Source organism: Nocardiopsis sp. LDBS1602 (genome assembly GCF_035818715.1).
Classification (GTDB): Bacteria; Actinomycetota; Actinomycetes; order Streptosporangiales; family Streptosporangiaceae; genus Nocardiopsis; species Nocardiopsis alba.
Map to the genome: position 1 here is coordinate 769,120 of NZ_JAYLVW010000001.1, position 12,350 is coordinate 781,469.

Consider the following 12,350-nt stretch of genomic DNA (forward strand, 5'->3'; position numbering starts at 1 on the left):
CCCGCCCCCGCTTCCCGTAGTGTGATCTTGCTGAACCGGGATACTCCGGACGAAGCGAGATACAGAGAGTTCCGAGAATCGCACCGTGAAGCGTCGAGGACCCGAGTGGGCGACCATCTTCCCTGATCGGGAGGTCCTCGCCGTCGTGCGCAGTGTCCCCGCCGCCGGCCGACTGCTGGACGTGACCTCCCTGCTGGCCGACGATCGGATCGGCGTCACCTTCACCGTCACCCCGGGTTCGGCCTCCGAGTCCGGTGTCGAGCCCCTGCTGCGCGCCGCCGGGGTCGAGGACATCGTCCCCTGGGAGGAGGCGGTCGAGGAGCCCCGTCACCTGGCCCTGGCCGCCAGCGGCAAGGGCGACCTGCACCGTCTCGACACTCCGCTGGTGCTCATGCCGCACGGGGCCGGCCACAACCGGCGGGTGGGCGAAAGACCCGGCTCGCTGGAGGCCGCCTCGGGGCTGGACCCGGCCGAACTCTCCCACGAGGGCGAGCCCATCGCCGCGCGCTTCCTGTTCTCCCACCGGGAACAGCTCGAACGCCTCCATCGCTCCTTTCCCGCCGCGCACGGACGCGGGGTGGTGGTGGGCGACCCCGCCTTCGACCGCATGCTCGCCGCCGCGGGTCGCCGCGACCGTTACCGGGAGGCGCTCGACGTGGGCGGACGTCGGCTGGTGGTGGTCTCCTCCACCTGGAACCGGGGCTCGCTGTTGGGCGCCCGCCGCGATCTGATCCGCGACCTGTTGGCCGAACTCCCCTACGACGAGTACCGGGTGGCGCTGGTGGCCCACCCCAACGTCTGGCAGTCCCGGGGCCGCTCCCAACTGGAGCTGTGGCTCTCGGAGGAGATCGAGGCGGGGCTGGTGCTGATCCCTCCGTCCGAGGGGTGGCGCGCGGCGTTGACCGCCTCGGACGTGGTCGTGGGCGACGTGGGCTCGGTGACCTACTACGCCGCCGCCCTGGGGCGTCCGGTGCTGCTCGCCGCCTTCGACACCGACGACATCGACCCGGGCTCCCCACTGCTGGAGTTCGGGGCGGCGCTGCCCCGACTGACATCGGGCGGGGTCGCCGACCAGGTGGACCGGGTGGTGCGCTCCCCCATCGCCCCGGTGGCGGATCTGCTCATCGAACACCACGGGGGTTCGGCCGCCCGGCTCCGATCGGTGCTGTACTCCCTGCTCTCTCTGCCCGAACCCGGACGCGCGGCCTACTATCCGCCCCTGCCCGACCTCGAACCGTGCCCCGACGACGTCACCGCCTGGCGTGTGGCCGCCGAGATCACGACCGTCGGCCCCGAGGCCGAACTCCACCTGCGCCGCCACCCCTCGGCGGCCCCCGGGCGCGCGCCCGCACGGGCGGCCACCCGCCCTCTGGTCGTGGACGCCGAGGACACGGTGGTGCCCCGCTGGGACGCGGCCGACGCCTGGTCCCGACGGCGGGCGCGCACCGAACGCGACGCCGGCGCCTGGGCCAAGGAGCGGGTGAACGCCCACCCGCGCGCCCGTGTGGCCGTCGCCTCGACCGGTCCGCGTTCGGCCCTGCTGGTGCACCGTCGCGGAGCGGCGATGCGCGTCCACGACGAGCGGGCCCAAGAGGACGAACGTCCCTTGGACGCCTCGTTGGTGGCCGCCGCCGCGGTGGTCTGGGCGCGCCGGGAGGAGACGTGGCGGGCCTGGCACCGAGGGGTCACGGTCCATGTGGGCGACCGCGTCCTCCGGTTGAGGGGCTCGCGCCCCTCCCCCGAGTTCGACCTTCTCGAAGAGCCCTAGGTCGTGTAGCGGGCGAAGTCGCGCTCGATCCGCCCCGCCTCCTCCTCCAGGTGGTGGTGTCCGGCGACGGTGCCGGCCCAGCGCAGCCGCTCCAGGGCCCGGCCGACCGCGCCGCGCTCGTGTTCCAGTTCGGCGAGGAAGCGTGCGGTCTCCACCTGTTTGACCGGTTCGGCCATGACGATGAAGACCTCCAGGGCGCTCTCGGCCTTGACCTCGGCCTCCTCGCCCTGTCCGCTCCGCGCCAGGACCCGGGCCAGGGACAGCCTGATCCGGGCGCGCAGGAGCCTCCAGTCCTCGGCGATCCAGCGGCTCTCACGCGTGGGTTCGGCGCTCTCCAGCTCCCCCAGACGGCGGTCGGCGATCCGCTCGGCCCGGCCCAGTTCTCGGGAGGCCTTCGTCAGGTCGCCGCTCCGGCGGGCCTGGTCGCCGAGCTGGTAGGTCTGCACGGCCTCGCCTCGGGGCAGTCCGGCGTCGCGGTGGATGTCGCGGGCTCGGGCGAACAGTTCCGTCGACTCCTCCTCGGGCAGGCCCTCCAGGTGGGGGAAGCGCCCCTTGAGCAGGCCCAGGGTCTCCAGCAGGACCGCCCGGTGGCGTTCGTCGTCGGAGCGTTCGGCCGCCCGTTCGGCCTCGGCCACCAGGGGCAGGGCCCGCTCTGCCATCCCGTGTGCGACGTACATCCGGGCCAGGTAGTTGGCGCAGCGCACGATCGCGCCGTCGTGACGCAGGTGGCGGGACACCTCCAGGGCTCGGTGGTAGATCCACAGCCCCAGGGTCAGGCGGCGCCGTCCGTAGCAGGTGGGCCAGACCGCGTCGGCCAGGAGCGGCACCGCCGTGGGCTCGCCCAGTTCCAGGGCCATGGTCATCAGGTCCGGAACGTGGAAGAGCTGGGCGTCCTGCCACTCCATGGCCTCGCCGCGGGTGGAGAAGGGCGCCCGATAGTCCCGCTGGGGAAGGGTGAGTTCGGCCGTGGCGAGTTCCCCGGCGAGCCGGTAGCGCTCTCCGAGCATGGCGCGGTCGGCCAGGTGGTGGGTGACGGTGTAGAAGCGCAGGATCGCGGCCGCGTCCAGACTCCGGTGCTCGTTGTCGCCGTCGCGGACCCGTTCCCGGACCAGTTCCACGAGCCTGCGGTCGCCCCGGGTCCCGGTGTGCAGCAGGCTGGCGTCGGACAGCCGCTCGAGTGTCCGGGGGGCCTGTTCTCCCAGTAGGGTCCGGGCCAGTTCCTCGGAGAAGTCCCGTCCCGGGTGGGTCGAGAGCAGCTCCAGCAGACGGCGTTCGTCGGGTCCCACTCCGGACAGGACGATGTCGACGACGATCTCCGCGCCCGAGAGCGGACGGACGGCGGCGCGGCGGCGTTCGTCGATGGCCTCGACCAGTTCGGCGACGCCGACCTCCTGGACCTCCAGTTGCGCGGCGGCCATCCGCACGACCCCGGGCAGGTGGCCGCACAGTTCCACGAGGCGTTCGGCGGCGGCGTACTCGTCGGGGTCGGTCATCCGCCGTCCCACCCGGCGGAAGGAGCGCAGGAGCGCGAGGGAGTCCCGGGGGTGGAAGACGTCCAGGGGCAGGTGTTCGGCGCCCCGGCTCACCCACGCGCCCAGGGAGTCGAGTCCGGGCTCGCAGGCGGCCACGACCAGGTGCGGGCCGGCCCCGAGCGTGAGGGCGTCGAGTTCGCTGTCGTCGGCGACCCCGTCCAGGAGCAGAAGGAGGCGTTTGCTGCCGGTGACGCCGCGCAGCCGGTCGCGCAGGAGCGCCACGTCGGTCTCCTCCCGCAGGTCGTGGACGTGCAGGTCCCGTAGGAGGGAGCGCAGCACCCCGGCCAGGTCGAGGATGCCCTCCTGGTCGCGCCATCGACGCAGGTCGACGTAGAGGCTGCCCTCTTCGAACCGGTCCAGGACACGGTGGGCGGCCTCGGCCAGGGTGGCGCTCTTGCCGATGCCCTCGCGTCCGCTGAGCAGGGCCAGGGCGCCCTTGCGGTGTTGGAGGACCTGTCCGGCGAGGGTCTCCACGAAGGTGAGTTCCTCGAACCGGTTGACGTGTTTGAGGTCGGCCTCGGGGACCCGGCGCGGGGGCGGTGGCGGTTCGGGCGGGGCGAGGTGGAGGTGTGCGATGTCGCGGGCCTGGATCGCGTTGCCCTGGTTGTCCCGCATCCGGTTGTGGTGTTGGGGGTCCGACACCGTTGGCCTCCTGGGTGTTCTCGCGAGCGCGCCTCGTGGTCACGGCCACCGACGATCCTAGCCCTCGCGCCCTCTCCCGGTCCCGACGACGGTTCCCTCTCCTTCGCCGCCCCCATAGAATGAACAAACGTTCATTCATAGGAGGACGGATGCCGAGAACCCCCGAACAGCATCGGGCCATGAGGGCCGCCACCCGGGAGCGGGTGCGCACGGCCGCGATCCGACTCTTCTGCCGCCGCGGATACGCCGGGGTGGACATGCGCGCCATCGCCGCCGAGGCCGGGATCAGCACCGGCTCGATCTACCGCCACTTCGCCACCAAGGACGAGCTCTACGACGACCTGGTCGCCGAGGCCGCCACCGGCCTGCGGGCCCTGGCCCGGAGCTTCACCGACACCGACCTGGTCGTGGAACCCCTGCGCGGGTTCGTCGAGGTGTTCCTGGCCGACCTGTCCCGGGACACCGGAGCCGTGGAGTTCTACCTGCTGATGAACCAGGTCTTCGCCTCCGGCGTCGAGGCCGGGCCTGAGCGGGGCGCGGCCGTGGAGGATCTGCTGCGGGCCCACCGCGAGGTGACCGGTGCGGTCGTGACGTTGATCGAACGCGGCCGGGGCCGGGGTCTGACCCGACCCGCGCCCGCCGCGGAGCTGGCCACCTGCTTCTTCGCCGTCCTCGGCGGGCTGGCCATGACCCGCTCGGCCCTGGGCGAGGCCTTCGTCGCCCCTTCCGTCGCCACCGTGACGGGGACCCTGCTGGTCGAGGAGACGACGGTATGAGCGAGACGACGAGGATCCGGGTCGTACGCGGCGACGAACTGGGCGAGGAGGGGAGCGCGTGGATCGCCCGCCTGTACGTGGAGGGCTTCGGCGACGACCTGGCCTTCTTCTCCAAGGACCCCGAACGGTTGACGGCCGCCCTCGAGCACGCCCTGGTGGCGCGCCACGCCCACGTGGCGCTGATCGACGGTGAACCGGCGGCCCTGGCCTTCCTGGTCCAGGGGGAGCGACTCTGCTTCGAGCACGACGCCGCCGAGCTGCGCCGCCATCTGGGGTGGTACAAGGGCACCATCGCCGACCTGGTGTTCCGCTCCCAGTTCCAGAAGGTGATGCCCGACGCCGGGCCGGGCATCGGCGAGATCGCCTTCGTGGCCTCGGCCCGACGCTTCCGGGGACGCGGCGCGGCCAAGGCCGTGCTGGAGCACATCCTGACCCTGCCCGGCTATCGCGAGTTCCGGTTGGAGGACATCTCCGACGTCAACGAGTCCGCTCTGGGCCTCTACGAGCGGGTGGGTTTTCACGAGTACCACCGAAGGCGGGTCCGGCACACCCGGTGGAGCGGTATCAACGCCTACGTGTCGATGCGGCTCGTCCGAGAGTGAGGACCCGCCCTCGGGTCAGGAGGTGACGGCGACCTGGCCCCGGTCGGTGGCGACCGGCCCCGCGCCTCCGGGGCGGATGTCGTCGTGGAAGATCTCGGTGGGCAGGTACAGGGCGCAGCAGGCGTTGGGCACGTCGACCACGCCGCCGATCCGCCCCTCGACCGGCGAGGTGCCCAGGATCAGGTAGGCCTGCTCGTCGGTGTACCCCCACTTCTTGAGGTAGGAGATGGCGTTGAGGCAGGCGTTGCGGTAGGCCTCGGTGGCGTCCAGGTACAGGTTGGTGTCGTCGCGGTGGTCCACCGAGATGCCGATGAAGGTGAGGAACTCCGAGTACAGCGGGGCGACCCGGCCCGGCTGGAAGACGGGGTTGCGATGGACACCGTAGGTGTCCATCCCGCCCTTGATGAGGTCGACGCGCAGGTCGATGAAGCCGCCCATCTCGATGGCGCCGCAGAAGTTGATCTCGCCGTCGCCCTGACTGAAGTGCAGGTCGCCCACGGACAGCAGCGCTCCGGGGACGTGCACGGGGTAGAAGATCCGGGAGCCCCGGGTGAAGTTCTTGATGTCGTGGTTGCCGCCGTTCTCCCGGGGCGGGACGGTGCGGGCCCCGGATTCGGCGATGCGCGCCAGCAGGTCGCCGTCGGCGTTGCCGGCCAGGGCGCCCCGGGCCAGGGGCGGTAGGGCCAGCGGCGGCACCCGTTCGGGGTCGGTGGCGATGAGGGCCCGCTCGCGCCGGTTCCAGCTGTCGAGCAACTCGTGCGAGGGCGCCACGCCCATCAGGCCGGGGTGGGTGATGCCGGTGTACTCGACCCCGGGTACGTGGCGGGAGGTGGCGGCCTGGCCGTGGAAGTCCCAGATGGCCTTGTAGGCGTCGGGGTAGTAGTCGGTCAGGAAGCCGCCGCCGTTGACCTTGGCGAAGATGCCGCTGTAGCCCCAGCCCTGGCCGCAGACGGGTCCGCGTTCTCCGGGGATGGGGCCCAGGTCGAGGATGTCGACGATCAGCAGGTCGCCGGGCTCGGCCCCTTCGACGCGGAAGGGGCCGCTGAGCATGTGGCAGCGGTCCAGGTCGACGTCGCGGACGTCGTCGGCGGAGTCGTTGTCGCCGATCTGGCCGTCGGTCCATTCGCGGCTCTCGACGCGGAACTCCTGTCCCGGGCGTACGGTGGCCGCCGCCGGGACCTCGGGGTGGAAGCGGTTGTGTCCGGGGACCGCCTGCTGGGCCATGGTCTTGGACGGATCGTGGCTGAAGATGACCTCGGGCATGGTGTGGCTCCTGGTGGTGTCCGTTCGAGCGTGGCCGGTGATGAACGTCGAGCTCATGCCCGGGGCAGTAGGGCGTGACGGGGGTCGGTGAAGGACGTGGGGGCGGGATCGGGCGCCGGGCGGGTGACGACGGCGGGCCGGTCCGTGCTCTGTTCGGCGGCCTCCATCACCCGGCCTCGGGCCGCGGGGACGGCGCGCACCATCGGTGCGGTGAAGGCGCGGCGGGCGCTCCGGCCGCAGGAGCAGTCCGTCTCTCGCGGCGCTCGCCCCATGGGGGCGTCCAGGTCGGTCTCGTGGCGGTCCGGACAGCGGTAGAGGTAGGTGACCATGATCACTCCTTCCAAATGAAAATAAGCCAGTTGGAAGTAAGTGGCAAGGGTCACCCCCGGCGACACCGGAGACGGATGTGACCGAACACCGTCACAGCCGGGCGAGGATCTCGAAACCCAACCCGTCGGCCCTGGCCATGTACACACGCTGATGGATATGGCCCGACCTCAACCGCATCGGCCCGCGCGGACCGTCGTAGCCCACCGAATCGGCCACCCTCGACAACCGCTCGGGCCGGGCCGTGCCCGCGCGCCGCACCAGCGCCTCCAACGCCATCAGCCCCTCGTAACAGGACTCGGCCATGTTGTTCAGCGGAGGCGCCTCCGGGCCGTGCATGGCGGCGTAGGCGCCCGACAGCTCCAACGCCGACTCGGTCGGCAACGACCGGAAGTAGGCGGCGGCCACGAACAGATCCTCGGTACTGTCCGCCCCGCTGCCCAACAGCATGTTCTCCTCCATCAACGGGGTCAGCCGCCGGACCCGGGACTGCAGGTCTGCCTCGGCGAAGGCCCGATTGAAGGCCACCGCGTCCTGACCCACCAACAGCATCAGGACGGTGTCGGCGCCACTGGCGCGCACGCGCTCCAACACCCCGTCGAAGTCCTCCGTGCCCAGCTCGACGAAGGCCTCCCCCACCACCCGCATCCCCAAATCGTGGGCGTAGCCACGACAGGAACGGGCCGTACTGCGCGGCCACACGTAGTCGTCACCGACCACGAACAGATCCCGCGCCCCCTGCTCATCACGCATCCAACGCATGGCCGGAGCGACCTGATCGGGCGGAGTCTCCCCCGAACAGAACACCCCCGTCGCGCTCTCCCCTCCCTCGTAGAGCGAGGTGTAGACGTAGGGCACGTGCCCGCCCACCACCGGCACCAGATGCTGTCGCACCCGCGAGATGTGCCAACCGGTCACCGCGTGGATCCGCCCGGCCCCGACCAACGCCCCCACGTCGGCGGCCACCTCCGACTCCGGACGGCCCCCGTCGATCACCACCGGCCGCACCCGACGCCCCAACAGACCCCCCTCGGCGTTGATCCGGGCCAGCGCGGTCTCGGTGACCGCCTCACAAGAGGGCCCGAAGATCCCCGCCGAACCCCGCAACGGGATCACGACCCCCACCGGAAAGTCCTCACCGCGGGGTCTCGGGTCGTGTTCGGGACAATGACACGGCATGGCGCCCCCTCGGCTCACGCCACCGGTCCACGTCACCGAGCGTCACCACCGGTTTCGGGCGTGCTAGATTCACCACCGAGTAAGAATGTTCTCGAACGAACATGTTCTGGGCAAGGCTCGGCGCGAGCCCCGGAGTGGCGCTCTCGACCGGACCCGAGATGTGGGATCGATGAGCGAAACGAACGTCGGGAACGCCCTGCACCCCCTCCTGCTGCGCAAGGTCGTCGCCGCGCTGGACACCGCCGCCGCCGACCTGGTCGGCGCGCACGACCTGACCGCCGACCGCTGGCGGATGCTGGAGGTCCTGGTCCTGGCCGGGCCGATGTCCATGGCCCGCCTGTCCGAGGAACTGAGCCTGGCCGGCGCCACCGCCACCCGGGTCGCGGACCGCCTGGTGGGCGACGCCCTCGCCTACCGCGACGTCGACCCCGACGACCGGCGCCGCGTGGTCCTGCGCGCCGCCGAACGCGGACGCGCCCTGCACGCCGAACTCTCCCCCGAGGTCACCCGAGCCCAGGAGCACGTCCTGGCCGGACTGGGCGAGGCCGAACGCGCGGGCCTGGCCCGGCTGGCGCACGCCCTGGCCGGCGCCCCGCCCCTCACCTGAACCCCTCCCCCACCACGGCGAAGGGCCCGACCGGGCCGGTCCATGACCGGCCACGATCGGGCCCTCGACCACTACGGCGGGGTCAGCCGCGTCCTCCGGAGGCCGCCTCGGCGCCCTCCTCGGGAACCTCCACCCAGGAGCCGCCCACCTCGGCCTCGGGCTCCGAGACCGAGGCGTGGCCGCGCTCCAGCGCCGACCCCTCGACGTCGATGTCGGGCAGGATCCGCTCCAGCCATCGGGGCAGCCACCAGGCGGCGTCCCCGGCCAGGTGCATCACGGCCGGGATCAGCAGCATCCGCACCACGAACGCGTCGATGAGGACACCGAAGGCCAGCGCGAAGCCCACCGAGCTGATCATCATCATCTCGGAGAAGACGAACCCGCCGAACACCGAGATCATGATGATCGCGGCGGCGGTGACCACCGCGCGACCGGCACGGAAGCCCCGCACCACCGCGAGCCGGGCCGGGGTGCCGTGCACGTAGGCCTCGCGCATACCCGTACCGATGAAGAGCATGTAGTCCATGGCCAGACCGAACAGGATGCCCACCAACAGCGTGGGCAGGAAGTTCAGCACCGGCCCCGGGTTCTCCAGACCGATGAGCCCGCCGAGCCAACCCCACTGGTAGACGGCGACCACACCGCCCAACGCGGCGAAGTAGGACAGGATGAACCCGAGCGTGGCCACCACCGGCACGAAGATCGACCGGAACACCAGCAGCAGGATCACCAGGGACAGGCCCACCACCACCGACAGATAGGTCGGCAGCGCGTCCGAGAGCGTCTCGGAGATGTCGATGTTGCCGCTGGCCATACCCGCCACGCCCAAGGGCGCGGTGCCGTGGATCGGCTCCATGCCGCGCAGGGTGTGCACCAGCTCCTCGGTGGACTCGCTGGAGGGCCCATCGACCGGGATCACCTGGAAGATGGCCAGCGTCCCGTTCTCCGACACCCCGATCGGCGCCACCGCGGCCACGTCGCCCAGGATCGAGATCGCGTGCGCCACCTCGTACTGGTAACGCTCGGCGTTGGCCTCGGCCGACTCCTCGTCCGGGCCGCCCGGCAGATCGGCGGTGACCAGCAGGGGCCCGTTCTGTCCGTCGCCGAAGTTCTCGGCGATGGCGGCATAGGCCCGGTACTGGGTGGAGTCGACCGGCTGCGAGGAACCGTCGGGCATCCCCGTGCGCAGGTCCAGGGCGGGCAGGGCGATGACGCCCAACAGGACGATCGCCACGGCCGCCCGACCCAGCGCGCCGAGGTTCGACATCGGCGCGGCCCCGCCACCGTGCCTGGCTCCGGCGGCGGCCTTACCGTCGCCGTTCTCGCCCGACAGGCGGCCGCGCTCGCGCCGCGACAGGATCTTGACCCCCACCAGGGAGAGCAGCGCGGGCACCAGGGTGACCGCGATCAGCACGGCCACGGTGATGGCGATCGCGCCGATGCTGCCCATCAGCCCCAGGAAACCGATCCCGGTCAGGTTCAGTCCCAGCAGGGCGATGAGGACGGTGGCGCCGGCGAAGACCACGGCGTTACCGGCCGTACCGTTGGCCAGCCCGATGGACTCGGCCGGGTCGACGCCCTCCTTGAGCTGGCGACGGTGCCGGTTGATGATGAACAGCGCGTAGTCGATACCGACCGCCAGGCCCAGCATCAGACCCAGGATCGGGGTGACGGTGGCGATCTCCAGGACCCCCGACAGCGACATCGCGATCAGGGTGGCGATACCGACACCGATCAGCGCGGTCAGGATGGGCAGCCCGGCGCCGATGAGGGTGCCGAGCATGACCACCAGCACGATCCCGGCGACGACCACACCGATCACCTCGGCCTTGCTGACCAGGCCGGGCAGCTCCATGGAGATGTCGTCGGCGAAGTCGACGCTGGTGCCGGGGACCGGGTCGTCGGCGAACACCGAGATGACGGCGTCGCGGGTCTGCTGGGAGACCTCCTCCTGGCTGTCGGTGAAGGCGACGGTCACCAGGGCGGTGGACTCGTCCTCGGAGACCATGACGATGCCCGAGGACATCTCCAACAGGGCCTCACCGCGTTCGAGACGCTCCTCCTCGGAGTCGAGGGTCTCGGCCACCTGGTCGAGTACCCCGGCGGCCTCGGCCTCGGCCTTGCCCTCCTCGAATTGCGCGCGCCCGTCGGCGAGGAGTTCACGCTGTTCGTCGCGTTCCTCCTCGGTCGCGAAGGGGTCGACGACGTCCTGGACGCCCTCGACCTCGGCGGCGCGTTCGACGCGGTCGGCGATCTCCTCACGCTGGGTCTGGGTGAGGGCCTCTCCGTCCTCGCTCTGGTAGACGACGGTGCCCATACCGCCGCCCATACCGGAGAACTCGTCCTTGAGACGTTGGTTCACCTGGTCGGTGGGGGTCCCGGGGATGGAGAAGCTGTCCTCCAACTCTCCCGAGAAGAGGGCGAAGGCGGCGCCGGCGGCCAACATGAGCGCCAACCAGAGCGCGATGACGGTTCCGGCGCGGCGTGCCGAGGCACGCCCGAGTCTGTAGAGGAGTTCAGCCATGGTTTCCCGCAGAGGAAGAGGAGGTGGGCAGGTCGAGGATTCGGGTGACTCAAGGGGTGTCGGAGCCGACGGCCAGGGCGCCGAACCCGTCACGGTAGGTGTGGATCATGCGGCTCAACAGCCGATCCCAGAGAAGGCGCGACTCGGCGGTGTCCACACCGCCGGTGGCCTCCTCCCAATGACGGACCACGGCCAGGGCCCCGCCCACCAGCGCGCCGCACATCAGGTCGACCTCCAAGGGGTCGGCCCGGGGATGGTGGCGCAGGGTGGTGATCGCGATCCGGGTGCCCAGGTCGGTGATGGTGCGTTCCAACAGCACCGCCCGACGCGGGTCGGTCCTTCCCCCGCCCGAGTCGAAGAGCCTCGTGAGCTCTCGGATCGGGGTGACCAGGTCGGTGGCGCGCAGAGCGGCCGCCACCCGGTCGAACATCGCGGTCTCGGTGTCCCCTTCGCCGGCCGAGGCGGCCAGGTTGGCGTCGACGTTGTCCAGGACCACTCCGAGCATGCGCCCGAACACCTCGACGATGATGTCGTCGACCGTCTTGAAGTGGTTGAACACCGTCCGACGGGAGACGTCGGCGCGTTCGGCGAGACGGTCCACGGTGAAGTCGGTGCCGCCGATCTCCAGGATCAGCTCCCAGGCCGCGTCGATGATGGCGCGCCGATGCCGTGCCTTGAGGGCCTCACGCCGATCGGGCGCGGAGGAACGGTACCGAGATGCCATATGTCCAGACTAGAGAGGTTGGTGCACTGAGTGCAACGACGCACTGAGTGCACCCGATCACAACGATCGTGCTCCCCCTCTCACCCGAACGTCACCGACCCCTCCCCCGAGACACCCCGACCGCTTCCACCTGGGCGGGTAGTGTGTCCCAGGACCCCGACGGGGAGGCACCGCCGCCCCGCACCACGAGAACGGCCCCTCCTCCAAGGCCCCGGAAGGGCGGGTTGTGGGAACACCACAGACCACCCCGACCTCCAGGCCCGAACGGAACCGTCTCCATCGGGGTCCGAGCGCTCCACCGCGTCCGAGGCGGGACCCTTTTTGGTCATTTCCCACAAGCCAACCCCCTCAAGATGCGTTGGGTGCGGCATGGCGCACGGGGTCCACAGGCGAGAAGGTGGATACT

General features: G+C 71.0%; 10 protein-coding genes. 4 read left to right on the forward strand and 6 right to left on the reverse strand.

Going from position 1 to position 12,350, the window contains the following annotated elements; translation table 11 throughout:
- Nucleotides 1-85 precede the first annotated feature (85 nt).
- Nucleotides 86-1,768: a translation initiation factor IF-2 gene (locus tag U9J66_RS03580; RefSeq protein ID WP_326337008.1), complete on the forward strand. Its 1,683-nt coding sequence runs from the start codon at nt 86-88 to the stop codon at nt 1,766-1,768.
- Here U9J66_RS03580 and U9J66_RS03585 read toward each other — a convergent pair.
- Entirely contained in the window at nt 1,765-3,942 is a 2,178-nt protein-coding gene (locus U9J66_RS03585) for an NB-ARC domain-containing protein (protein WP_326337009.1), read from the reverse strand. The genes U9J66_RS03580 and U9J66_RS03585 overlap by 4 nt on opposite strands.
- 149 nt (nt 3,943-4,091) lie before the next feature.
- On the opposite strand from U9J66_RS03585, the gene U9J66_RS03590 reads away from it, so the two are divergent.
- Together U9J66_RS03590 and U9J66_RS03595 are read left to right on the forward strand one after the other, a co-directional pair.
- On the forward strand, nt 4,092-4,718 hold the full coding sequence (locus U9J66_RS03590) for a TetR/AcrR family transcriptional regulator (RefSeq protein ID WP_326337010.1): 627 nt from the start codon (nt 4,092-4,094) through the stop codon (nt 4,716-4,718).
- Nucleotides 4,715-5,320 carry a GNAT family N-acetyltransferase gene (locus U9J66_RS03595; RefSeq protein ID WP_326337011.1) on the forward strand — a complete coding sequence of 202 codons (606 nt, stop codon included), beginning with the start codon at nt 4,715-4,717 and terminating at the stop codon, nt 5,318-5,320. Before U9J66_RS03590 ends, U9J66_RS03595 begins: the two co-directional genes overlap by 4 nt.
- Before the next feature lie 15 nt (nt 5,321-5,335).
- Here U9J66_RS03595 and fmdA read toward each other — a convergent pair whose 3' ends face one another.
- The 3 genes from fmdA to U9J66_RS03610 all read right to left on the reverse strand — a co-directional run bounded on the left by fmdA (nt 5,336) and on the right by U9J66_RS03610 (nt 8,035).
- Nucleotides 5,336-6,583 carry a formamidase gene (gene fmdA, locus U9J66_RS03600; protein ID WP_017534696.1) on the reverse strand — a complete coding sequence of 416 codons (1,248 nt, stop codon included), beginning with the start codon at nt 6,581-6,583 and terminating at the stop codon, nt 5,336-5,338.
- Between the two features lie 53 nt (nt 6,584-6,636).
- On the reverse strand, nt 6,637-6,912 hold the full coding sequence (locus U9J66_RS03605) for a regulatory protein, FmdB family (protein WP_026125023.1): 276 nt from the start codon (nt 6,910-6,912) through the stop codon (nt 6,637-6,639).
- Between the two features lie 91 nt (nt 6,913-7,003).
- The gene (locus U9J66_RS03610; RefSeq protein WP_326337012.1) at nt 7,004-8,035 is read right to left on the reverse strand and encodes a substrate-binding domain-containing protein; all 1,032 of its coding nucleotides are present in this window, start codon (nt 8,033-8,035) and stop codon (nt 7,004-7,006) included.
- A 223-nt stretch (nt 8,036-8,258) separates the two neighbouring features.
- On the opposite strand from U9J66_RS03610, the gene U9J66_RS03615 reads away from it, so the two are divergent.
- The gene (locus U9J66_RS03615) at nt 8,259-8,696 is read left to right on the forward strand and encodes a MarR family winged helix-turn-helix transcriptional regulator (protein WP_017534693.1); all 438 of its coding nucleotides are present in this window, start codon (nt 8,259-8,261) and stop codon (nt 8,694-8,696) included.
- Nucleotides 8,697-8,778: 82 nt separating this feature from the next.
- On the opposite strand, the gene U9J66_RS03620 is transcribed toward U9J66_RS03615, so the two are convergent.
- Both U9J66_RS03620 and U9J66_RS03625 read right to left on the reverse strand, forming a co-directional pair.
- Complete coding sequence (locus tag U9J66_RS03620; RefSeq protein ID WP_326337013.1) at nt 8,779-11,220, reverse strand: MMPL family transporter; 2,442 nt, start codon at nt 11,218-11,220, stop codon at nt 8,779-8,781.
- Nucleotides 11,221-11,269: 49 nt separating this feature from the next.
- Nucleotides 11,270-11,944: a TetR/AcrR family transcriptional regulator gene (locus tag U9J66_RS03625; protein WP_326337014.1), complete on the reverse strand. Its 675-nt coding sequence runs from the start codon at nt 11,942-11,944 to the stop codon at nt 11,270-11,272.
- Nucleotides 11,945-12,350: the final 406 nt, after the last annotated feature.